The 22,346-nt window shown below is 48.4% G+C and carries 19 protein-coding genes; 6 read left to right on the top strand and 13 right to left on the bottom strand.

Features of this window, described 5'->3' with window-relative positions; genetic code table 11:
- Window positions 1-31: 31 nt before the first annotated feature.
- The 6 genes from O0S10_RS00720 to O0S10_RS00695 form a co-directional block, all read right to left on the bottom strand.
- Window positions 32-466 carry a hypothetical protein gene (locus O0S10_RS00720; protein ID WP_268923966.1) on the bottom strand — a complete coding sequence of 145 codons (435 nt, stop codon included), beginning with the start codon at window positions 464-466 and terminating at the stop codon, window positions 32-34.
- A 396-nt stretch (window positions 467-862) separates the two neighbouring features.
- On the bottom strand, window positions 863-1,075 hold the full coding sequence (locus tag O0S10_RS00715; RefSeq protein WP_268923965.1) for a hypothetical protein: 213 nt from the start codon (window positions 1,073-1,075) through the stop codon (window positions 863-865).
- A 699-nt stretch (window positions 1,076-1,774) separates the two neighbouring features.
- Window positions 1,775-4,723, bottom strand: a complete 2,949-nt coding sequence (locus O0S10_RS00710; RefSeq protein ID WP_268923964.1) for a type III restriction-modification system endonuclease — start codon at window positions 4,721-4,723, stop codon at window positions 1,775-1,777.
- Window positions 4,720-5,568 (bottom strand): KilA-N domain-containing protein, encoded by an 849-nt coding sequence (locus O0S10_RS00705; RefSeq protein WP_268923963.1) that lies wholly within the window; start codon window positions 5,566-5,568, stop codon window positions 4,720-4,722. Before O0S10_RS00705 ends, O0S10_RS00710 begins: the two co-directional genes overlap by 4 nt.
- On the bottom strand, window positions 5,565-6,470 hold the full coding sequence (locus O0S10_RS00700; RefSeq protein WP_268923962.1) for a hypothetical protein: 906 nt from the start codon (window positions 6,468-6,470) through the stop codon (window positions 5,565-5,567). Before O0S10_RS00700 ends, O0S10_RS00705 begins: the two co-directional genes overlap by 4 nt.
- 13 nt (window positions 6,471-6,483) lie before the next feature.
- A complete protein-coding gene (locus tag O0S10_RS00695) occupies window positions 6,484-8,055 on the bottom strand; it encodes a site-specific DNA-methyltransferase (RefSeq protein WP_268923967.1) in 1,572 nt (523 codons plus the stop codon).
- A gap of 12 nt (window positions 8,056-8,067) precedes the next feature.
- On the opposite strand from O0S10_RS00695, the gene O0S10_RS00690 reads away from it, so the two are divergent.
- Window positions 8,068-8,418 carry a hypothetical protein gene (locus O0S10_RS00690; protein ID WP_268923968.1) on the top strand — a complete coding sequence of 117 codons (351 nt, stop codon included), beginning with the start codon at window positions 8,068-8,070 and terminating at the stop codon, window positions 8,416-8,418.
- A gap of 48 nt (window positions 8,419-8,466) precedes the next feature.
- On the opposite strand, the gene O0S10_RS00685 is transcribed toward O0S10_RS00690, so the two are convergent.
- Window positions 8,467-9,858 carry a KAP family P-loop NTPase fold protein gene (locus tag O0S10_RS00685; RefSeq protein ID WP_268923961.1) on the bottom strand — a complete coding sequence of 464 codons (1,392 nt, stop codon included), beginning with the start codon at window positions 9,856-9,858 and terminating at the stop codon, window positions 8,467-8,469.
- Window positions 9,859-9,957: 99 nt separating this feature from the next.
- Window positions 9,958-10,713 (bottom strand): hypothetical protein, encoded by a 756-nt coding sequence (locus O0S10_RS00680; protein ID WP_268923960.1) that lies wholly within the window; start codon window positions 10,711-10,713, stop codon window positions 9,958-9,960.
- Between the two features lie 34 nt (window positions 10,714-10,747).
- Here O0S10_RS00680 and O0S10_RS00675 point away from each other — a divergent pair, with 34 nt between their 5' ends.
- Window positions 10,748-10,933 (top strand): hypothetical protein, encoded by a 186-nt coding sequence (locus O0S10_RS00675; RefSeq protein ID WP_268923959.1) that lies wholly within the window; start codon window positions 10,748-10,750, stop codon window positions 10,931-10,933.
- Window positions 10,934-10,937: 4 nt separating this feature from the next.
- Here the strand turns inward: O0S10_RS00675 and O0S10_RS00670 are convergent, their stop codons facing one another.
- Genes O0S10_RS00670 through O0S10_RS00660 form a run of 3 tightly spaced genes read right to left on the bottom strand, consistent with a single transcriptional unit; the run spans window position 10,938 to window position 15,890 of the window.
- Complete coding sequence (locus O0S10_RS00670; RefSeq protein WP_268923958.1) at window positions 10,938-12,200, bottom strand: hypothetical protein; 1,263 nt, start codon at window positions 12,198-12,200, stop codon at window positions 10,938-10,940.
- Window positions 12,193-12,921: a DUF4391 domain-containing protein gene (locus O0S10_RS00665; RefSeq protein WP_268923957.1), complete on the bottom strand. Its 729-nt coding sequence runs from the start codon at window positions 12,919-12,921 to the stop codon at window positions 12,193-12,195. Before O0S10_RS00665 ends, O0S10_RS00670 begins: the two co-directional genes overlap by 8 nt.
- Window positions 12,918-15,890: a helicase-related protein gene (locus O0S10_RS00660; protein WP_268923956.1), complete on the bottom strand. Its 2,973-nt coding sequence runs from the start codon at window positions 15,888-15,890 to the stop codon at window positions 12,918-12,920. The genes O0S10_RS00665 and O0S10_RS00660 overlap by 4 nt, the downstream gene beginning before the upstream one ends.
- A gap of 546 nt (window positions 15,891-16,436) precedes the next feature.
- Between O0S10_RS00660 and O0S10_RS00655 the strand changes: the two genes are divergently transcribed.
- The 3 genes from O0S10_RS00655 to O0S10_RS00645 all read left to right on the top strand — a co-directional run bounded on the left by O0S10_RS00655 (window position 16,437) and on the right by O0S10_RS00645 (window position 18,506).
- Window positions 16,437-17,330 (top strand): DUF5655 domain-containing protein, encoded by an 894-nt coding sequence (locus tag O0S10_RS00655; protein WP_268923955.1) that lies wholly within the window; start codon window positions 16,437-16,439, stop codon window positions 17,328-17,330.
- Between the two features lie 294 nt (window positions 17,331-17,624).
- Window positions 17,625-18,140: a hypothetical protein gene (locus O0S10_RS00650; protein ID WP_268923954.1), complete on the top strand. Its 516-nt coding sequence runs from the start codon at window positions 17,625-17,627 to the stop codon at window positions 18,138-18,140.
- 216 nt (window positions 18,141-18,356) lie between these two features.
- A complete protein-coding gene (locus tag O0S10_RS00645) occupies window positions 18,357-18,506 on the top strand; it encodes a hypothetical protein (RefSeq protein ID WP_268923953.1) in 150 nt (49 codons plus the stop codon).
- Window positions 18,507-18,610: 104 nt separating this feature from the next.
- On the opposite strand, the gene O0S10_RS00640 is transcribed toward O0S10_RS00645, so the two are convergent.
- On the bottom strand, window positions 18,611-19,627 hold the full coding sequence (locus O0S10_RS00640; protein WP_268923952.1) for a DUF3089 domain-containing protein: 1,017 nt from the start codon (window positions 19,625-19,627) through the stop codon (window positions 18,611-18,613).
- Window positions 19,628-20,033: 406 nt separating this feature from the next.
- On the opposite strand from O0S10_RS00640, the gene O0S10_RS00635 reads away from it, so the two are divergent.
- Window positions 20,034-21,074, top strand: a complete 1,041-nt coding sequence (locus O0S10_RS00635; protein WP_268923951.1) for a virulence RhuM family protein — start codon at window positions 20,034-20,036, stop codon at window positions 21,072-21,074.
- A 160-nt stretch (window positions 21,075-21,234) separates the two neighbouring features.
- Here O0S10_RS00635 and msrA read toward each other — a convergent pair whose 3' ends face one another.
- Window positions 21,235-22,215 carry a peptide-methionine (S)-S-oxide reductase MsrA gene (gene msrA, locus O0S10_RS00630; protein ID WP_268923950.1) on the bottom strand — a complete coding sequence of 327 codons (981 nt, stop codon included), beginning with the start codon at window positions 22,213-22,215 and terminating at the stop codon, window positions 21,235-21,237.
- Between the last annotated feature and the right edge of the window lie 131 nt (window positions 22,216-22,346).

Below are 22,346 nucleotides of genomic sequence, written 5' to 3'. Positions count from 1 at the left end.
GGTTTAGGGGTGGGGAGGGGGGCGGTGAGGGTCATTCTTTTTCCTCGAGGTAGCGGCGGGTTTCGGTCTGCTGGCGGTATGCGGTGAGTTCGGGGAGGAAGAGGGTTTCGTAGAGGCGGGCGAGGTGCTGCATTTCGGCGGGGGTGGGGACGGTGCCGGTCCGGGCGTACATTTCGTCGCGGAGTTCGTCACGGAGGATGTTGATGGCGGTTGCGGCGTTTTTCATGGCGATGACGGGGAAGGCGAGTTCGGTGAGGAGGGCGAAGAAGGTTTCTTCCCGGCGGGTTTTTGCGGTGCTGAGCTGCCGGATTTTTTGGATGCGGCTGCTGATGTCGATGCCGTAGATGGTGGTTTTTGCGAGGGCGGTGAAGTAGTCGGTGCGGCTGGGGTAGCCTGCGCTGCGGATGAGTTGTTCGAGTGTTTGGTTTTCGGGTTCGGTGAGGTTGATATAGATGTGTTTTCTCATGATTTTTCCTCGTTTTTGGGTGGGAGGGGTTTCTCACTTCTCTGGTTCATCCCTGATGACAGGAAAAGGGATGAGCGGGTATTTTTTCCGGACAGTCCATTCCTTTATATACTATCAATGACAGATAAGTACATGAGAGTACTTTACGGAGCACTGTTGTTCTGTTTTGAGAGTGTGCGGGATTTTTTCCGGGGTGGTGGTGTTTTTTTCGGATTCTCTGGTGAGAAGTGAGAGGTGAGAACCGGACTTTTTCGGTTTCTGGGGGTTGTTTCAAAAAAGAGGGGATAATTTTTTGCCGGGTTGTTCCGATAATTGATTATCCGGTGATGACGTATATAGTAGTGTCTGTTCTGTTTCCTGAGTTGAGCCGGGGAATGGTTCAGACATTTTTCTGCGTCATGGTTCTTTTTTGATCTGGTCGAGTCCTTTTTTGAGGATGTGGCGGATTGCGTCGCTGCGTGCCATGCCGGTTGTGCGGATGGTGTTGACGATGTCGGTTGCCATTTCTTCGGTTGCGAGGACGTGGATGCCTACGGTGTAGTTCTGGCGGGAGGTTTCCTGCATGAGCTGTCCGAGGTTTTTTCGGATTCTTGGGCGTTGTTGTGTCATGGGTGGTCTATGTTTTTGCGGGTTTGGTGTGGGGTTTTCCGCTTCCCCATTTCTTTGTTGGCGGTGCAGGGGTTTAATGGGTTGTTTTTCTGACACGTTTTGTGTGTTTTTGTGTTCTTTTGTGTGTTTTTTGGTGGTTTTGTGGGGGAGTGTGTGGTGGTGTGCGGCATTTCCGCAGGGTGTGCGGGGGTATGCGGTACTGTGGGGTGTTCTGATGTCTGTGCGGGCTTGCGGGAGAGCGTTCGCTCTCTGCGGTGGCCTGTTTTTTTGTGTTGTTGATGTTCGGGCGTGGGTGTGCCCGTGTCCCTGAATGCGCCGGGCACTGGTTTGTGGTGCGGCCGGCTGTCTTCTGCGGGAGTCCATTGACATCCGGGCTCAGAGGTTCGGGGGGTGTGAACGTGAGGCTTGTTCGTGACTATCGGTAGGTTGCACGACCGGAGCGTGATGGGATCTCTGTTTCGCAGAGGCGGTTCTTGGCAGGGTGTCTGGTCCTGCGGGGAACCGGTTGGTACTGGATAGTTGGTTGCGGGAGTATTTGAAGGGGTGACCATGCGGTGTGAAAGTGCCCTTGGGGAGGAGGGGGTTTCGGTTGCAGTTTTTTGATGCGGGAAGGATTGCGGATGGTTCGGTGTTGTCGATAGGTTTTCCGAATTTTGAGGGGGAGGTAAGGAGGGTCTAAAGTGGTCGAATTCGACCACTTTAGATATTTTCGATAAAATCTTCGAAACTGCTTACCGGTTCAAAGGTTATTCCTGTGTTCAGTGCTTCGAAATGCTTTCTGCCGCAGGTGATTTTACCGGATTCTGACGGCCGGAGCTGTGATGTTTCAAGGCTTGCTTTCGTTTCCAGTACGAAGTACAGTTTCTCAATCCCGTTCTTTTCGATGAGTACTGCCCAGTCAGGGTTGTAGGATCCTAACGGTGTGGGGATTTTGAACTCATCCGGAAGTTTTGCATAGAGCTTTATATCCGCGTTTTGTTCAAACTTTTCTGCAAATCCGCATTCATTTTGGCTGTCACAGAGGACATAATCATAGGGTGATTTTTTACTATCCACAATGTTGTCTTTGAGGTAACCGGTGAGTACCTGATCCGGGAAGATCAGTTCCATGGTGTAGTAATCTTCGCTGCCAAGGCGCGTGTATTTGATTCCGTCAATCAAGAGCTGTCGCATTTCAGAAAGGATGATCTTTCCGACTTCATCCATGTATTTTTGCGGATTTCTCAGGAACTTATCGAGAGTGTTGCTTTGGGTGAGGAGTAGTGTGAGTGTTTTGCGGGTCAGACCGGTTCTGTTCTGGAGGTACATGATGAGATCCGGAAGGGGGCCTGAGGCAGTTTCAAGAGAGTCGGTTTGACGGACGTTTTCTGTTGCGTCAACTCCTCCTTCGGCAATGTTGAGTTCTGCTTTGGTGTAGATGAGTTTTGGTCTGCTGATGATGAGATTCTGCATCCGGTCAATGCAGTTTTGTATGAGTTTGGTGCTGTCAAATTCAACTGCATAGGTGGTTTTGTATTTGATTTTATCCCAGAGTGTTTTGAAGTCTTCACTGAGAAGTATCTGTTTGTTGCGTTTGATGAGTTTTTTGGCGTCCGCAGAGCGGATATTGAGGCTGCCTGCGGCTTTTTTGCAGATCGCAGCAATGGAATCTTTGAGAGGAGTGAACGCTTCTGGTACCTGAAGGGAGTCCTCTTTGAGTGCCTGTCTGAGTGTATCCAAAATGTTTCCTTTTTGATCGATGTAGCCGGTTTCAAGGAATTTTTGGTAGAGTTCTGCAGATTTGTCTGCGCCCAGGGGAGTCGTTTCTGTTCCGGTCTGGGTCTGGATGTTGGCGAAGCTGTGTGTTTCGAGTATGCCAAAGCGGATGCCTCCATCTCGTTCGTATTCTGTCTGAAGTTCTGCGGCAAATTCTTCGTAGCTTTCGTTTGCCATGACGGTCAGTATGTTGATTGTACGGTCATGCTGGCGTTCTCCAGTCTGGTCGACACAAAGACGGAGGCCCCGCCCGATTTCCTGACGTTTTTTGGTTTCACTGGTGGTTTCATTGAGGGTGCATATCTGGAAAACGTTGGGGTTGTCCCATCCTTCTCTGAGGGCGGAGTGGGAGAAGATGAACCGTATGGGGCAGTCGAAGGAGAGGAGTTTTTCTTTTTCTTTCATGATGAGGTTGTATGCGTCGTTGTCCGCGTCGGATTCTCCTTTGGTGTCTTTGGCTTTTTTCTGTTTGTCGCGGGAGAAGTAGCCGTCGTGAACTGTGTCGACTGGAACTTCTGCGTGCCGGAGGTGTTTGTATTTTTCCTGGGAGATGATTTTTTTGTACTCGCGTTCAAAGATTTTGGCATATGGGCCGGTTCCTTTTTTGTTGTCGTCTCCGTAGTAGTTTGCAACTTTGTCGAGGAAGAAGAGGCTGAGTACTTTGATGCCTTTGGGGTTGAGGCGGAGTTCTTTGTCAAGGTGTTCCTGAATTGTTCTGCTGATCTGGTGTTCTTTGATGATGAGCGGGTCGATCTCTCCATAGATTTCTCCTTTGTGAAGGGTTCCGGGATCGCGGGAGAGGGTGATGTGTTCGTTTCCCGGTTCGCAGGATATGTCGTTGATGAGGAGGTTGTCATAGACATCCCGGCCTTTGGATTTTTCGTAGAGGTCATCACCGGCTTTGACGGATACTGTTTTTCGTTTGATGCTGCCTTTTTCGAGGATGTCCATTTCAAGTTTTGCGGTGATGCTGCCGTTTTTGTTTTGGGCTGATTTGAGGCAGAGGTAGGGGGTGTTGTGGTTGTCTTTGGTGGTGAATCCTGCTACTTCTATCTGTTTGACGAGGCCGAGGTCGTAGCTGTCGACAGCGTCGAGTTTGTAGAGGAGGTTGTGTTTTTCGACATGGGTTGCGGAGTATCGAAGGATGCAGAGGGGGTTGAGGGAGCGGATTGCTTCTTTTGCTTTTGGGGTGGTGTCGACGCTCTGGGGTTCGTCGATGATGAGGATGGGGTTGGTTTCTGCGATGAGGTCGATGGGCCGCATGCCGTTGAGTTTGTCGTTTGGGCGGTGGATGATGTTAGATTTGGTTTCTTTTGCGGGATCATCGAAGCTTTTGCGGAATGCATCGATGTTGATGATCATGATTTTTACGGTGTCGGCGGTTGCGAAGTCCCGGATCTGTTCGAGTTTTTGGCTGTCGTAGATGAAGTTGTCGTAGGTGAGGTTGCGGTATTGTGCGTTGAAGTGGTCTTTTGTGATTTCGAGTGATTTTGCGACTCCTTCTTTGATGGCGATGTTGGGGACGACGATGATGAATTTGGCGAAGCCGTAGGTTTTGTTGAGTTCGAGGATGGTTTTGGTGTAGACGTAGGTTTTACCGGTTCCGGTTTCCATTTCTATGTCGAAGTCGTAGTTGCCGTTGAGCTGCTGAGTTTGTTGGGGGAGTCCGTTTTCGAGCTGGATCTGCCGAAGGTTTTGGGTGATTTCGTCGTCGCTGATATTGAGTTTGTTGCCGATACCAATGCCGTTGGGACTTTCGCCGAGTCCGATCTGACCGTTGTAGGCGGAGATGGTGAAGCTGGAGTGGGCGGTTGTCTGTCCGCTGAAGAGTCGGACGGCGGAGGTGACTGCGGTGTCCTGGTAGGGGAGGTTGGCGTCGAATCTGAGTTTCATGGTTTCAGCTCCTGAGGGTTTGTACGGATTTTTTCTGCTTCAGTGAGTACTTTGGTTTGGTACCGGGCGATTTCTGTGAGGGTGGTGAATCGTTGTTCTTTGCTGATGTTTTGTTTGATGAGTTCGGCGTTGTGGGTCTGGAGGTTGGAGAGGATGGCGAGTTCGTTGATGGTGGCGTAGTCGCGGATGTTGGCGGTTTTGGCAAGTTCGGGGTTTGCGTCACGCCACTGTTTTGCGGTGCAGCCGAAGAGGGCGACGTTGATGAGGTCGGCTTCGTCGGCGTAGGCGAGCCATTCGGTTGTTTTGGTGTAGTTGGTCTGGGGGATGATGTAGTTTTTGACGGCGTCAGTTTGTATGAGGTAGTTCGTTTTGGTGAGGAAGCGTTTGGCGTTCCATTCGAGCTGCTGGGGGTCGTTGTCCTGTTCTTTGAGCCGTTGGTATTCTTTGATGAGGTAGAGTTTGAAGGTGGGACTGATGGCGGAACCGAATTCGAAGGCTATGTCTTTGTGGGCGTAAGTACCTCCGTATCGTCCGCGTTCGACGGTCAGGCCGATTGCGTTGGTTTTTTCGATCCATTCTCCGATGCTGAGGGTGAAGGTGGGGAGGCCGGCCTGCATTCTAAGGTGGTCGAATTCGACCACTTTAAAATCCGGGTTGTAGAGAAGTTCCCAGGTGCCGAGGAATTCCAGGGTTGCTCTGTTGCGGATCCAGTTTTTGATGATGTCGGCTGCTCTGCTGTCGTCGTTTCTGGCTTTTGCCATGTCGGTTATGCAGATGTAGTCATTGTTGTTTTTGGCGGTGATGGTTATGGGAGTGTTCTGGACGGTTATTTTTGCCGGAGTCATCTGGGGTTCACCACTGCTTTGAGGGCTGTGATTTTTGCCTGTTGTTTTTTGTCGTTGGCGTAGTCATGGAGAAGGACAGCGGTGAGATAGAGCCGGTAGGTGGTGTCATACCATTCCAGTAGGTCTTTTTCCGGCATGTTCTGTATTGCAGGGACAGCTTTCTTTCCTTCGGTGTTGTTGTGGCGGATGTTGAGTTTGTTGAAGAGAAAACCAAGGTCAGAGGCCAGATTTTTCCCTTCGCTGGTTTTTTCAAGTTCATTCCGTCTTGGTTCGAAGTCGTGTGCAAGGATTTGCAGTATCTTCCATTTTTCAGAGAGGTTGTTACGGTTGGTAATGTGATTGTATTCAAGGATGGCGAGTTTGACGTCAGGTTTTTCTACGATCTCAACGGCTTCGGTGACAACTGGGCTTTCAGGGACAAGGATGGTGATTCCCCGCTCTTTTTGTACGGTTGTTAGGTTGAGTTGGGATAAGAGGAGTGAAAGGTTATCTATCAATGCCTGATAAACTGGCGTTTGAATTGAAACTGACTGAGACTTAAGCAAATGTCTTTCTCTTTCAAACAGCTGTATCATATTGAGCAGATATTCCAGATAGAGGGTAGTTTGTAATTCATTTGGGACTTTATTTTTAATATCTGCGATTTCCATGTCTCGTTTTAGTTCATTTGGGGTGAGATAGGATCCTCTTCCGTTCCATCCAAGAAATAAACCGGCAACCCATTGTTCTAATGAAATATCAGTACCAATGGAATATTTGTGACGAACCCGAACAATATCTTTTCTTTCAAACAGATCTGCGAGTTTATATATCTCTTTTGTGACGTTCATCTCCCCAGATAAAAAATCATAAATGGATTTCTTTTCAGTAACTTCGGTATTCCTCTTCTGATCTGGCAGCATTTCCTGTTCTCCTTCAGATCGTCCTGAATGCGTCTTCTGCAAGACCCGCCGCTTTGAGAATTTCCCGTGCATTGAGTTTGTCGCTGTCGGAGGCAAAGCCGTTGTCTTTGAAGATGACACGCCAGGCATCCAGGTTTTCTTCGGGTTTGTGGTTTACCATTTCCCGGACGAGGGCGGCGGTGATGTGATCGTCGAGGCAGATCTGGAGAAGGCCGCAGCCGATGGAGTAGATGTTCTTTCCGGCGATAGTTCTCTCTTCGATCTGTTCGGTGAGGGAGAGGCCTTCTTTGATCATGAGTTCATAGACAAGATCAAGTTCTGAGCGGTTCGGGTCAAGGTTGTCTACGTAGTCAGTAAGGGTCTGGTTGAGGTTGCTGGTGTCGGGCTGCCAGGCGAGGATGTTCGAGGTGTCGAGTTTGAAGACTTTGAAGCCTATGTCCAGATCGTCGGGGTTCATGGATGTGCCGGAGCCGTCAAGGGTGGTCTGGCCTCCGGATTTCTCGCGGAGTTCTGTTTTGATCTTTTCTCCAGCACGGCGGATGCGTTCTTTGCCGATATCGCAGATGGTTTTGTATCCCGCTTTGTACGCTTCGGAGCCTTCTTTGCAGGGTTCCGGAAGCTGGACCATGATGAATCTGCGGTGTCCTCCGTCCTCGGCGTTGAGCTGCATGACGGCGTGGGCGGTGGTGGCAGAGCCGGAGAAGAAGTCGAGGATTATGGCATCACTTTTTGTGTACAAGGACAACATACGATGAATTAATGGAACACCTTTGGGATAATCGAAGATAGCGTGTCCACCAAATAATTGATTCAATTTTTTCTTTGCATCTTGCGTATGCCCGACTTCTGTAAACTTCCATACAGTCATTGGAGTTATACCTTCTTTACGCAAGTTGGACAAAAATCTCTTTATTCGTGGAACACCATTACCATCTTCCCCAAACCAAATTTGGTTATCTTGGAGTCTCTCCAAAAACGCGTTTTTGGAGAGCCTCCAGCTGCGCCCAGCTGGAGGCTCTACAATACGACCTGATGGTGTTGTAATCGGGTAAATATTTGCTTGTACGGCAGGTCCAACTGACATATCACTTGAACTCCAAACACCGCGAGGATCATTATCGGGATTTTGATAACGGTCGTCTGCTTCACTTGTTCGTAATAATCCGTAACAAACGAGATCATCCACATTCTTTGCATAAACCAAAATGTAATCGTGACTTGTAGAAAACTGTTTCATAAGATTGACAGGGGCAAAAGCTCGTTCCCAAATAATTTGTGCAACAAAATTAGTTTCCCCAAAAATTTCATCACAAATTTTCCGCAGATTACTCGCCTCATTGTCATCAATACTGATGAATATTGCCCCATCATCTCGTAAAAGATTCCTCGCCAGCCGCAGGCGAGGATACATCATATTCAGCCAGTCGGAATGATAGCGACCATTATTTTCAGTATTTGATGAATATGCTTTCCCCGCATCATCAACCTGCCCAGTCATCCTCAGATAATTCCCCAAATTATCCGCGTAATCATCCGGATACACAAAATCATTTCCCGTATTATACGGAGGATCGATGTAGATCATCTTCACTTTGCCGTGATAGCTCTTCTGCAGAAGCTTCAGCACCTCCAAATTGTCCCCTTCGATGTAGAGGTTTTCCGTCGTGTCCCAGTCTTTGCTCTCCTCCGGACAGGGCCGCAGTGTTCCCCGCGTTGGCTGTTGAGAAAGGCGGAGTGCTCTTCCTTTCCCGTTCCAGGTAAAGCTGTACCGTTCCTTTTCGTCCTCTACGTACTCACCGAGAAGCTGTCGGAATTTCTCGAAGTCGATGTGATCCTCGCAGCAGATCTCCGGGAAGAGCTGGCGGAGAGCGGCGATGTTTTCTTCGGCGATATCAGGGGTATATCCGGTAAGTTTGGTGTCGATCATGGGTGTTTTCCTCGGAGGTAGCAGTAAGATAGATGATGTTTTTTCTGTTCGCAGAGGTTATATGGGTTGTTATTTTTTTGGGTTCAGTTTGGAAGATATGGGAAGAAACATACAGCCGTACTCAACGTTGTTGTAGATCACAGTGGATAACGGAATGTTCAGATCTGTAGTAGTTGCATACGTCTCTATGTCAGCATCTGGGTGGACGAAATGTTCAATTACATGTGAATAAAACTGACGATCCGCACTATCTGGGGATAATATCACTGAGAGAGTGGTTTTGGCAACTGCTTCGGTATAACAACTCTGATACTCCTTTATTGTGGAATCACGGCATCCGAATATTTCAATCCATAGTACATCATCCTGATTCTCAATACTTGTTCCATTTTGCAGAAGGGAAAGATACTCAAATGGCCGAGCATACTTCAGGGCAAAAAGCGTAAGATAGATTTTTCGATATTCTTTACGAGTGCCCAGTTTGGTAATACCCTCTTTTTTTCGATAAAAACGCAGATACTCCTCACAAATAACATTGAGCGTTCGTAATGATATAGAGAAGCGTTTCGCTAGTTTTCCCAGTAATTCAGCCTCTACAGAAAGTAGATGCTTGCCATCAAGCGTAAGCCTCTCCTGCAGAAATAGCTCAAGATCCGGTTCCGGCAGAGATATCTGATAATCAAAGAATCTCTGAAGATACCCAATCGAATCAATATCTCCATAAATTGTTTTTATTGAATGCTGGAGTTGCTTCATATCCAGTGAAAACACAAAGATCACGTTCTCCAGATCGAAGAAATGCTTTACCACTTCCAGCGTCTCAATGGCAAAGGTCGGTCGGCAGCGATCCAGCTCATCGATGCAGATAAGGAGATAGTTATGCCCGTCACGTACTCCGTCTGCAAATTTTTTGAAAAGCTCCTTGTTTTTTTGTCGATCCATATACGTTTCAAAAATTCTGTTTGGATATTTGTCATTCTTGTATCTATGATAGGCTCTTTCACCCGCTGTCACCAGGTTTACTCCAACAAAACATTGAGACGCCATTCCTATTGCCTCTGAACCGAAAGTAGTAATGATCTTTCGAAGGTCTTTCGCCTGTTGTTTTCCCTTGTCAGTACTCTCATCAATCAGCTGCTGAAAACTGCAGATAATCGGCATCAATGCATCCGGAGAATCATCATTTTCCCAGGCATTATACTTCAGGCAGGCAAAAGAGGACGTGTCAGCATCCTCCAGTTTCTTCATCCACATGTTCACAAAGGACGTCTTTCCGGTTCCCCATCCGGAATCCAGTGCAATAACCCGTGAATGCTCGTTTGTGGTGGGCTGTGATGCCGTGATAAAATGCGTCAGATAATCTGCAAGCGGCTCGCGGGATAATCTGTCCTGAGAAAAATCCGAAAGGGAAGCGGGTGACATATGATGTAATTGGATGTGGTGGGAAATATATTCATTCATTACATTGATTAATTAGTATTGAGTATGGACATCATTGCCTGCAGAATTATTTCTTTTCGAACGTTATGAGCTGATGGAACCATAGAGAAATTTTGTCCCTTAGTTTCTTTTCAGGACAATATGCGTTACAATCTCGTGGATATCCCGCATAAGAATGTATGACATGATGAGATAATACCCAAATATAATGACGAAAATGAAGAACAGGATTGTTATGGGGGAGAATTGGGCATACATAATCACTCCAAAACAACAGATTAGTAAAGCAATAAAATAGCAGAGATCACCCCATTTAAACCTGCCTTGGTTCTGAATATTTTCCTGCTTCAGCCATCGAATTCGCAGATACATCCGGAAGTTCTGAAAGTGCTGTAGTTCCGTCACTTTCAGAGAATTTTTTTGCAAAAGATACGGAGCATTCTCATTTACTGGATAACGTTCTGAGTAATCCATTGAGGTCAGGGTATAAAATATGCGAATATAACAAAATGCAGCACAAGCCAATGCTATACAGACCAAAGAAAACCATATTTGCTCAATAAAAGTCTTGGAACCAAACGAAGTCAGCGAATCGGAGAGGACAGTCAGGAGGATGGTTAACGATACACCAATGATACCAAGGAAAAACATTGTCCGGTTTTTCATAGAGTCAGCAATTCTCCGCTCATCAGCATATCGCTGATTCAGTAAAAACTGAACATACTCCATCTTATCCGAATCCTCATCCGGCTCACTGAGCCAAAACTCATCAGGCAGATCGTACTTCAGATAGGTTTTTTGTAACCGGACTTCTCTGGGGTTTTTAAATATCATAATTCGGTAGCGAATCTTTGGGATACGATTCTCTTTGGACAAACAAATTCATATCATGCAACGACAATGATATGATATGAGTAAGGGGATAGGGGCTATTTTTGCTTCCATTGCTACACTGATTGTTCTCCTCTATGTGGTAATAAATGTACCCGCCTGGATAGAACCAACAGGTCTCACCATTGAACCATTCTGGATTGTCCTCATCAGCATTGTCATTCTTGTTGCGATATTGGCAGGAATTGTCAGTCTATTTCGTTAAGTTCCTAATAAACCCGTATTTGTTCTCCCGTAATGAGGTCATCAGGAATCTTTATCGCGTGGTTGGATGGATGATTGGCGAATAAAAGACGAATGTTTCGTACTGCTGAATAAATATCCACTATCATCCTATCTTGCTTCGTGTAAAGATCCAGATCATACTTGTTTACGTATGTTTCATGAGCAGGAATCTGCCGTTCTTTCCTAAGCCACTTCAATGGTTGTATAATCTCCTCTTTCCATGAATCATCCTCGCTTTTAAAACGGACATTACGTTCCAGCCATGCCTCAAATATCTGAAGTGTTTTGGGGTTCGTCTCCTTCGGTTCAGCAGGAATCGGAATAAAACCAACTCCGGCTTTTCGGAATACCTTTACATTCAGATTTTGCACCACAATCTTCTCCAGTGCCGTAACAAAACTGTAATACTCATCTAACGTAGGCAGCAGTATATTCCGATATGTCGGGGAAGAACACCACTGTTCCTCTGGGGAGGGAGGATGAAGAAATAATGCAGGTAATCCCATGTTCTCGCACATCTGATTAATAATCTGAATCTCCTCCAATAGAGCAGTAAATATCCAGATATCCTCAATCCATTCTCCCTGTATCTGATTTTTATAGCAGGTTGGATGGATAAAATACAGATCCTGATCCCTCAAAAGAAAGCCATAGAATAAATATTGCGTAGCAGGACTTAAATCTGCTAAATCCCGCAATAATAACCCGACATATCGTTCTTTCTTTTTTGCCTCTTTTCGATAAGCAAGACCATAATCTCGTATAGAATTTAGCATATCCGCATCGTCCATCTCATCAGAATCTGAATGCAGAGAAATGTCGCCCATACATCCCATATCCAAAATTGAATATTTCGGGTTTTTAAAATATTGTAAGAGAACATCTGGTTTAAAATAGAGAAATTTCAGCTGCGACTCGCCTTTCGCCAGCATTTTTGTAAATGGCTTCTCCTCAAAAATCTGTAATGATTGCAAATACGCAGCAGTAGGATAGGCTACAAACCATCTGTCTCCATCATGAATATAACCAATCTGAGTCTCAACAGGCACCTGAAAATCAAATCCACGGATATGGGGGTTCGTACATTCATTCTCTGTAAGTATCTGTACGTTACCCTCATTCACCAACTCGACCAAGGCTGCTTTATCATATCCATCTATCTGATAGGAGGGAAGACCATTGAAATCACGGGAACCATGCAGATAATAGTCCGTAATCTCAGCCAATATCCGCTCTTTTTCAGTCATCTGCATCCCCCGTCAAAACCCTCTCGCGTCTCTTCTTCAGCTCCATCATCTGCACATGCAGCTCCATCCTCCGGTTAAACTGATCTTCCCGCCTCATCTCCGCCCGCAGCCGGGAAATCTCCGCATCAATCTCCCCCGCCTCCCGCAACATCTCCCGGGCAGCCTCCCCCGACGAACAAACTCCCCCCTCACACCCCACACAATACACCGACAACGCATCCACCACATCAGAATACAGCGTAAAATAATTCGTAAACCGCATTTTTCGCATGTCCATCCTCGCAAACAACGAATCCCCCGACAAAACCCATCCCGAATGCACAATCTCCTCCAGTGTATTCCGTGACCGGTCCTGCAGATTCACCCGCTGATGCGCAACCCAGAACTGCCAGCACTCCCCCATCCGGAACACCAAAATCATCGGATACGGAATTGCCCGCATCATTATCTCCGCAATCCGGGAAATCCCTTTCTCCACTCCAACCCGGACCTCCAGAATCTCAACTTCCGGATACTCATACACCTCGCTCACAAACCCCGCCACCCGGATTGTATCAGGCCGCAAACAGAACCGCCACACAACCTTCTCCACAACATCGGAAAACAACCGTTTATCCGCCGCAGTCGCCAACCCGAAACCATCCAGAATATCCTTCTTAAAGACCGTCTTATCAACCACACAACTCTCCGGAAGCTGCAAAAACCCATACTCCTCACTCATTTCATCACCAGAAAACTCACCAGCTCAAAATCCTCCACACCATCATAGAACGTCTTCTGCAGCGTCGTCCCCCCTTTACTGAAAAGACTCGCAACACCCACCTCCTGCTTCGTCCCGATAAGATGAAAGATAGCCTTCTCCAGAAGATCCGAATACCGCCGCATCTCATACCCGTCCCGTGTCTCCGCATTAAACACCCCAACCACATCCTCCTGAACCTCGGCAGACTCTGCACACAACCGTGAATAATAATCTAAAATCTGCTTCGCATGCAGATACGACAACTCCACACATCCCTCCTCCGAAACATACATCACATAATACGGGAACAAAGGATTCTGCTCCTTACTCTGCCGGATACCCTGAATCTGCCGCAAAACAAAAATCACTCCCGGCTTCACCACATCCCGCATATCCTCAGGAATCCGCACAACCGCATACATCCCAGTCGGCGCCTCCTCCAACTCACGGCAATGATCCTTCATAAAATCCATCAGTTCAATCTTCGCATCATTAAACGTCAGATCCGTAATCGAAATACCGCCCGAAATATCCTCAAGATCCACCACCTTACTCTGCAACTGATGCAGCTGCTTGCGGCGATACTCCAGATCCCGCATCTCTCCATCTCCCGGCTCAATCAGATTCTCCTCACCCGTCGCGGAAACATCCAGCAGCACCATCCTCCCCTTCACCCGCCTCTGCAGATTAATATACTCATCCAAATCCTTCATCGGCCAGAAGTTCACCAGCTGCACCACCTCATTCATCGAACCAATACGATCAATCCTCCCAAACCTCTGCACAATCCTCAAAGGATTCCAGTGAATATCATAATTCACCAGAAAATCACAATCTTGCAGATTCTGACCCTCCGAAACACAATCTGTTGCAAACAAAACATCAATCCTCTCAGAAATATTCGGATACACCACCTTGCACTCCTTTGACCGTGGAGAAAACAGCGTCAACACCGCATTCAGATCAGAAGAAAAACCCCGCACTGTTTTCGGAAGATTCGACGAATTCCCTCCAGCACCCGTAACAAGTCCTGAATATACCCCGCACTCTTCGAAAACATCTCTCAGATTCTCATACAAATACCGTGCAGTATCCGCAAACGCCGTGAACACCACCACCTTTCGGTTATCTCCATTCAGAGGATGCGAAAGCTTCTGCACAATAACCTCCCGCAACTCCGCAAGCTTCGCATCCCGGCTTGGCGTAACCTTCCTCGCCCCCTCCAAAATACTCGCCAGCATCTCTCTATCCGCAATCAGATCCTGCCGCCACTTCACCAAATCCATATCCTGCAGCAGAACCTTCACCTTCCGGCCAAACACCATCCCCGAATACTCCTCTTCATCCGGATCAATATTCAGAATATTCAGATCAGCATCATACGACTCATCCGATAACGAATCAACCCGGGCAATCGTAGCAGACACATCAGCCAGCATCTTCTCAACCGTCATAGTAAACGAATACACCGAACTCTCCAAACGTTTGAGAAGAACTATCCGCATCAGACCCGTCAGACTACTCTCACGATCACTCTGCTTAAACACCGTATGACTCTCCCCCACCTCAAAATCATACTTCTCTGCATACTCCGCCTTCTTCCCCGGAAGAACATAATGCGTCGGCAAATACAAACACAACGTCATACGATGAATCTGCCTGCTCACCTCAGAGATTGAAGGAAACTCACCCAGCAAATCAATCTCAGGGTAATGATTCTCCGGCAGCAATCTCCGTGGGAACCTTCCTATCTCACCCTGAGGGTAATACTTCTCAATATGCTTCCGGGAACGGGCAATCGTAATCGTATCAAGAAGCTTAAAATAATCAATATCCATCATCCGGACAAACATCTCCGTAGTCCGTTCCTCATCCGGAAGATTCGTCCACTTTGAAAAAACAGCCTGGGCACGCTGTAAAACCATCTCAATATCTGCAACCCCGCCTGAAGCCAAAGCCTTCGGATTCTCCTCCGTAATAATCGCAATCTGATTTTTCAAATCCGCCATCCGGTTATTTACCGGAGTTGCCGAAAGCATCAGAACCTTTGTCTTTACGCCTGATTTAATAACATTCTGCATCAGCTTATGATATCTGCTCATCCGGTCCTTATGGGGTGGCGCATTCCGAAAGTTATGACTCTCATCAATCACCAGAAGATCATAATTTGCCCAATTCACCGTCGCGAGGTTAATATCTCCTGACTTCCCTCTTACCCGATCCAAATCAGTATGATTCAGAACATCGTAATTAAACCGATCCGTCGCAAAAATATTTCTGGAATCATTCTGCGTATAAATCGTCCAGTTCTCCCGCAAACGTTTTGGCACAAGAACCAACACCCGATCATTGCGTAGTTCATAGTACTTGATAACCGCAAGAGCAGTAAACGTTTTTCCCAGACCAACACTATCTGCAAGAATACACCCATTATACTTCTCAATCTTATCAATTGCCCCTTTAACCCCATCCTTCTGAAATTTATAGAGCTTGTTCCATATCAGCGTATCCTCAAACCCGGTCTTAGCCTTCACAATATTCGTATCGGTCAACTCACCCAGATAACTGCTGAAAATATGATACAAAGAAACAAAATAGATAAACTGCGGTGTATTTTCCTTATACATCACCAGCATCTGTTCCAAAACACGATTTTTCACATCCTCAACCTGCTCATTATCCTCCCACAACTCATTAAACTGCTGCAAAAACATCTGAGTGAACTGCGTCCCATACATACACGTGTTGGAATCATTTCGTGTTGAAGGAGTGATCCCCAGCCCATCCGTAGTGAAATCCACCGTTCCATTTATTGAAACGGTTTCCCCGTCAGGATTTTCCAGATGAATTAACCGAAACTGGGCTGGATTCGGGTGTTTCAGTGATTTTATTTCAACTTTTTTCCGAATCCAGTCAGCACACTCCTTCGCAATAGCTGCCTGCTTCATTTCGTTACGAAGTTTAATTTCAAATTCATTTCCTTGGAGCTTCCTCTCAGGAGAATGATCAATATAATACTCCCGGATAAGTTCGTTATCATTCGCGACAAAAGTCGGTTCTGTAAAAATAAACCGCATATTATCTATTTTTGACAACTCTTTTTTCAACTCAGCATAAGCGTAGATGGTAAAGTATGCGGATATAATTGATAAGCGGGAACCTGTTTTGAGACTCTCCATAAGCTCTCCCGACACAGTCCCATTTCTCTTATTATCAATAATTTTTGGAAATTTTGTATGTATCATATCATTGTTCTCCCTAGATGATCCAACACAATCACCATTAAAACTATGAATATATATCCACACTGCACCATAATTTTCTTTTCTCTCATCAACAGATTTCAAAGAGCAGATCGCCCCCTAACTCATTTTTCATCATCTCCACCGTTTTCAGCTTGTGGATAAACAGTCCGCTCAAAACGCCTTCATGACCAGCTTTTCTCCCCGTAACTTTTATTACATCCCAACCCCCAACAATTCACGAACCAATCCATGCCAAAGATCGCCCTCTACCAAACCGCCCCCACCGTCAAAGAACTCCCTGCCCGCCAGACCGACATCGAAAAACGCCTCCAGATCCTCATCGAAGAAAACATGGAAACCTTCTTCGGCGTCCGGTTCCTTGCCTCCGAGTACACCACCAGAAACGGCGGAAGAATCGACAGCCTCGGCCTCGACGAAAACAACCTCCCCGTAATCTTTGAATACAAACGCTTCATCAGTGAAAACGTCATCAACCAGGGCCTCTTCTACCTCGACTGGCTCCTTGACCACAAAGCCGACTTCCGCGAACTCGTCCGAAACAAACTCGGAGCGGAAGCGGTCAAAGAGATCGATGCAACCTCAACGAGACTCATCTGCATTGCCTCCGACTTCACCAAATACGACATCCATGCCGTCAACCAGATTGACCGCAGCATTGACCTCATCCGCTACCAGCTCTACGACAACGACCTCATCCTCTTTGAACAGGCATACACCAAAGCCGCAAAACCTGCAAACATCGCAGAAACTCCCAAACCCAACACCGGGAAAGACAAAACCTTTGCCGACCGAAAAACAACCCTCGCCCCCGAAACCCGCCAGCTCCTCGACGCAACCACCGACTACCTCCAGAGCCTCGGCGACGACATCACCGAACAGGAAAACAAACTCTATCTCGCCTTCAAAAAGATCAAAAACTTCGCTTGCGTCCAGATAACCAACAAAGCAATCACCCTCTACCTCCACCTCAACCCCGACGACTACACCCTTGAGCCCGGCTTCACCCGCGACGTTCGCAGCATCGGTCACTGGGGAACCGGCGACCTTGAAGTCACCATCACCGATTGGGACTCCCTCGAAAAAGCCAAACCCCTCATCCAGGAAAGCTACCGCAGAGGATAACCCATCCCGAACAAAACCCCTTCCTCGTTACCCCCCATTGGACAAAACATATATTAATAACCTCTCAACACCATATAAATAATCAGAGGTTGTTCGCAAAGCCGGACAACGCAGAACCACACGCCCCGCAGACGAACCTGCCCCAAATCTCCGGTAAAATCACCCCCGACAAAACCCACACCACAACCACCCAAAAAAAACCGGAACACAACCTCCCGCACCCGGCAGAGCAGAACAACCCCGAACCCAACAACAAAAAAACCACACAACCACAAAAAAGGAGACCTCAACCCCATGCCAATCGACTTCACCCCCACCGCAATTGTAAAATCCGCCAAACGCACCTTCACCGCCCCGATCACCGCTGCCGCAACCTTCGACGAAACCATCGCCGCCCTCAAAGCAGACGACAATCCCCTTGGCGCAACCGCCTACCAGACCGCAGGCGAAACCATCGACGGCGTCACCACCACAAACGAATACTACAAAGCCACCATCGAATACCTCGACCCCCGCGGAAAAACCCGCGGAACCATCACCATCGACGCACCAACCCGCACCGCCTACGACGACATCATCGCAGAAATCCTCTCTGCAACAGCGATCACCCAGGCCTACGGTGCGGACACAACCGCAACCCGCAACACCGCAAAAGACAGCTGGAACGTCCGCCTCAGACTCCACGACCCCACCGGCGAACTCTACTACCTCAACTTCACCAGAAAGGATCTCAAAATCAGCTCCTACGAGGCAGACGCCATCCTCACCAAAGTAGACACCTGGGCAGACAGCGTAACCGCACTCAACTAACCGACCCACCCATTTTCTCATGTGGGGGTTTGCATCCGCCCCGAATGGGGCGGGGCAACCCCCACAAAAAATGACCGGCGACCTACGAAGTGGGGAGTAAAGCACGGCGAAACGACGTGCGACTGCGCAGTCCACTCGCAGGCTTCACCCGCTCGGACGCAGCGGTTGAACAGAAGAATTTCAAAAAGAAAACACCAAAAAAAGAGCAACATCACCATGGACACCATCACCCTCATCCTCATCATCGGACTCACCGCAAACGGTCTCGCCTTCGCCGCACTCATCCTCGCCCCGCCCCTCTACGCATGGGCCGACCGGTGGCTTGACCGCACCCACCACAGCACCGCACACGAAAACCGGGACTAACCCGCTCCCAAACCCTTTTTACCCGCAGACCGGACCAGCCGGAACCGGCACTCCCCCCTCATCCGGCAGCCGCAGCACCCTTCCTCCAAAACAAACAAAAAAAATCACCGGCTTTCCAGCCAATGACTCGCACGAAGCTCCGCATTCTCACGAAGACTCACAAAATAAAAACCATAATCATACCCGTGATAACTCTCCGGACCAAACACATCCACCGCAGGAATTGCATACACCGCAGGATCCACCGACGTACAGATCACACTTCCCCGCGTCAGATTCACCCGGGCATCCGCAATACCCGCACCAATGGATAATCCGCCGTCGGCATCCTCAACAAGCGAACCGGGATTCTCGGAAACACCCGCATACATCTCATCCGTCCTCCAGTTCAACGGATTAATCGAAACCGCATTCTTATCCACAACCAAACTCTCCGCATACAAATTTCCCGGCCCCTCCGTATTCCAGGAAACCACCACACCCAGATCATCCGCTCCCGCAGCCGCCCGCACATGCGGATTCTCCATCAGAAAATCAGTCGTCAGGGAACACCCGATCTGGTACGCCGCAATCATCCGTTCATAATACTCAGGATGCAGCTCCATATACTCATCCAGAACAATATTAATCATATTCGACCCCTGCGAATGTCCCGCAAGAATATACGGCCTGCCCGAATTATAATGAACAAAATAATAATCCAGAGCCGCATACACATCCGTCCGCGGCTCATTCCAGCCGCCCGCAAGAATATCCGCATTCGTCATAGTAGAAAACAGCGCCCCGTTCAGCTGACGATAATACGGGGCAAACAGATTCCCGGTCGTCTCAAACGCCGTAGCCTGCCCAAGATATATCTCCCGGGCAGCCGTCCGCATACCCGCATCAGTAATCTCAGAAACACGCGTACCGTTCGCATCCGAATATGCCGTCGGATACAAATAAATCACATCAACCGGATAGACAACTGCATCCGGCAGATGCATCCAGTTATCAGAATTTCCGTAATCCGAAGGAGTTCCAACAACATTCGGATACTCTGCGACCGGACCTCCCGCAGAACTCTGCGGGAAAGTAATACAGCCCGCCCCAAAAACAAGCAGGACTGCACATATAACCATAGAAAAAAACAGAACAACCCTCATCAGCTATCATGGGATTCCAGAAAACATAAGTATTTGGACCAGCCAGGTTTTACCCCAAACAGATGCGTAATTGCAGGATCAAAAATTATCTGAATAAAAAATATGGTGACTCTGGTTTTCCCGGGCAAAACAACCCACACAAAAAGGCCGGAAGTAACCCGCTTTCACACCAAATCCATCAGATCCCCGTATCCCGCCTCCGCCATCTCCCCATACGGCACAAACCGCAGCGCCGACCCGTTCACACAAAACCTTATTACCCGGCCTCACCATACTTCGTTATCATACGGGCAGTGGAAAGGAAAAGCGAACCGGCAAAGAAAAATGTTCAATACACTCCCACCGGACACAAAAAAACGATCCTCCAAAGGAAAACAAAAACATGACAGACCCCAAAACCCCTGCCAAAAGTTCAGCCGCAGAATACCTCACCTACATCGCCTCCATCGGCGGACAAAACGCAAACCTCGAAATCCGCTACGAAGACGAAAACATCTGGCTTACCCAGAAAATGCTTGCCGTACTCTATGACGTTGACACCCGTACCATAAACTACCACATCAAAAAAATATACAAAGACCATGAACTGGAAGCTGACGCAACTATCCGAAAATACTGGATAGTTCAAACAGAAGGAGAAAGGCAGGTAAACCGTGAAGTTACCCACTACAACCTTCAGATGATCATAGCCGTCGGCTTCAAAGTAAACTCAGAACGTGCGGTGGCATTCCGCAAATGGGTAAACCACATCGCCAAAGAATATACCATCAAAGGATGGGTAATGGACGACACCCGTCTCAAAGAAGGCTCACCCCTCACCGATAAATACTTCGAAGAACAGCTCGAACGCATCCGCGAAATCCGGGCAAGCGAACGGAAATTCTACCAGAAAATCACCGACCTCTACGCAACCGCAATCGACTACGATAAAAACTCTCCTGCAACCAAACGCTTCTATGCAAATATCCAGAACAAAGTCCACTACGCAATACACGGACACACCGCAGCAGAACTCATCGTAGAGCGTGCAAACAGCACCAAAACACACATGGGGCTGACCACCTGGCAGGATGCACCCGACGGAAAAATCAAAAAATCAGACGTCATAATCGCCAAAAACTACCTCTCCGAAACCGAACTTACCCAACTGAACCGCCTCGTATCCTCCTACCTTGACTTCGCCGAAACCATGGCACAGCGCAGAATCCCGCTCACTATGCAGGACTGGGAAACACGACTCAACGGCTTCATCGAAATGTTCGAATACGGACTTTTACAGGACACGGGAAACGTAACCGCAGAAATTGCAAAACTTCATGCACAAACTGAATTTGAGAAATACCGAATTCTCCAGGATAAAATCTACGTATCAGACTTCGACCGTTATCTGGCAGAACTCGAAGAGAAAACAAAAACGCCATGAGGCAAAACAAGCAGCTTCGACAAAAACCCAACAACAAAATCGGAACACAAAACCTGTAAACAACCAAGAATATCACCCGACCCCGACCAACAGACAAAAAAGAAGAATCACCACCATCAGGCTTTGGTGTGCAGCAATTCCGGTACAACCGCACCCGCTTTCACACCAAATCCATCAGATCCCCGTATCCCGCCTCCGCCATCTCCCCATACGGCACAAACCGCAGCGCCGACCCGTTCACACAAAACCGCACCCCCGACGGCGACTCCCGATCCCCCGAAAACACATGGCCCAGATGGGAATCCCCCGCCCGGCTCCGAACCTCCGTCCGCCGCATCCCGTATGACCTATCCTCCCGGAACACAACCACCTGCGGATCCAGCGTCTCCGAAAACGCCGGCCATCCGCAGGAACTCGCATACTTCGCCGCCGATGAAAACAACGGCTCGCCCGTAACCGCATCCACATAAATTCCCCGCCGCATCTCCTCCGCATACGGATGCATCCAGGGAATATCCGTCTCTCCCTCCTGCGTCACCGAAAACACCTCCGGCGCCAGCATCCGGGAAAGCTCCGCATCACTCGGCCGTTCATACCGTCCCGGATCCACCCGCAGACTCCGGGCTTCGGCAAACAACCCGGGCCGGATATGACAGTAGCCGCCCGGATGCCGCTCCAGATACCGCTGATGCCCCTCCTCCGCCGGGAAAAAATTCCGCAGCGGAAGAACCTCCACACCAAATACCTCCGAACGGCGGCGTTCCACCTCCGCAACACCCCGCACAACAGCCGCCGACTCCTCATCCGTAAAATAGATCCCCGGCCGGTACTGCGTCCCCCGATCATTCCCCTGCCCGTTTGCATCAGTGGGATCAATCGCCCGGAAAAACAAAAACACCAGCGCCGCAAGACTCACCCGGGCAGGATCATACACCACCCGTACCGTCTCCGCAAACCCCGTCCGCCCCGAACACACCTCTGCATACGACGGTGCCGCAGCAGAAAATCCGTTCGCATACCCTGCCGTCGCGGAAACAACGCCCGGAACAGACCGCATCAGCTCCTCAACCCCCCAGAAACACCCGCCCGCAACATAGATCTCCCGCATCTTCCCTCCACTACCATTCGCATTCTGCTGCATAGAACATTCTCTGTCGGCACAATGAATAAATGGTCAGATAGAGACAAACAAAGTTGCGGCTGCCCGGGGATAAGGTATCCCCGGGCAGCCTGAACACGGCATGCGCAAAGTCCATTAAACCCCCATCCTTA

This window comes from Methanocorpusculum petauri (assembly GCF_026891975.1).
GTDB classification, from domain to species: Archaea; Halobacteriota; Methanomicrobia; order Methanomicrobiales; family Methanocorpusculaceae; genus Methanocorpusculum; species Methanocorpusculum petauri.
This window is presented reverse-complemented; position numbering and strand designations above follow the sequence as displayed.

What these genes read in the sequence shown, in the direction of transcription:
- O0S10_RS00720 (WP_268923966.1), bottom strand. Translation starts at nt 466, where the DNA reads ATGAGAAAACACATCTATATCAACCTCACCGAACCCGAAAACCAAACA.
- O0S10_RS00715 (WP_268923965.1), bottom strand. Translation starts at nt 1,075, where the DNA reads ATGACACAACAACGCCCAAGAATCCGAAAAAACCTCGGACAGCTCATG.
- O0S10_RS00710 (WP_268923964.1), bottom strand. Translation starts at nt 4,723, where the DNA reads ATGAAACTCAGATTCGACGCCAACCTCCCCTACCAGGACACCGCAGTC.
- O0S10_RS00705 (WP_268923963.1), bottom strand. Translation starts at nt 5,568, where the DNA reads ATGACTCCGGCAAAAATAACCGTCCAGAACACTCCCATAACCATCACC.
- O0S10_RS00700 (WP_268923962.1), bottom strand. Translation starts at nt 6,470, where the DNA reads ATGCTGCCAGATCAGAAGAGGAATACCGAAGTTACTGAAAAGAAATCC.
- O0S10_RS00695 (WP_268923967.1), bottom strand. Translation starts at nt 8,055, where the DNA reads ATGATCTACATCGATCCTCCGTATAATACGGGAAATGATTTTGTGTAT.
- O0S10_RS00685 (WP_268923961.1), bottom strand. Translation starts at nt 9,858, where the DNA reads ATGAATGAATATATTTCCCACCACATCCAATTACATCATATGTCACCC.
- O0S10_RS00675 (WP_268923959.1), top strand. Translation starts at nt 10,748, where the DNA reads ATGAGTAAGGGGATAGGGGCTATTTTTGCTTCCATTGCTACACTGATT.
- O0S10_RS00670 (WP_268923958.1), bottom strand. Translation starts at nt 12,200, where the DNA reads ATGACTGAAAAAGAGCGGATATTGGCTGAGATTACGGACTATTATCTG.
- O0S10_RS00665 (WP_268923957.1), bottom strand. Translation starts at nt 12,921, where the DNA reads ATGAGTGAGGAGTATGGGTTTTTGCAGCTTCCGGAGAGTTGTGTGGTT.
- O0S10_RS00660 (WP_268923956.1), bottom strand. Translation starts at nt 15,890, where the DNA reads ATGAAGCAGGCAGCTATTGCGAAGGAGTGTGCTGACTGGATTCGGAAA.
- O0S10_RS00655 (WP_268923955.1), top strand. Translation starts at nt 16,437, where the DNA reads ATGCCAAAGATCGCCCTCTACCAAACCGCCCCCACCGTCAAAGAACTC.
- O0S10_RS00650 (WP_268923954.1), top strand. Translation starts at nt 17,625, where the DNA reads ATGCCAATCGACTTCACCCCCACCGCAATTGTAAAATCCGCCAAACGC.
- O0S10_RS00645 (WP_268923953.1), top strand. Translation starts at nt 18,357, where the DNA reads ATGGACACCATCACCCTCATCCTCATCATCGGACTCACCGCAAACGGT.
- O0S10_RS00640 (WP_268923952.1), bottom strand. Translation starts at nt 19,627, where the DNA reads ATGGTTATATGTGCAGTCCTGCTTGTTTTTGGGGCGGGCTGTATTACT.
- O0S10_RS00635 (WP_268923951.1), top strand. Translation starts at nt 20,034, where the DNA reads ATGACAGACCCCAAAACCCCTGCCAAAAGTTCAGCCGCAGAATACCTC.
- msrA (WP_268923950.1), bottom strand. Translation starts at nt 22,215, where the DNA reads ATGCAGCAGAATGCGAATGGTAGTGGAGGGAAGATGCGGGAGATCTAT.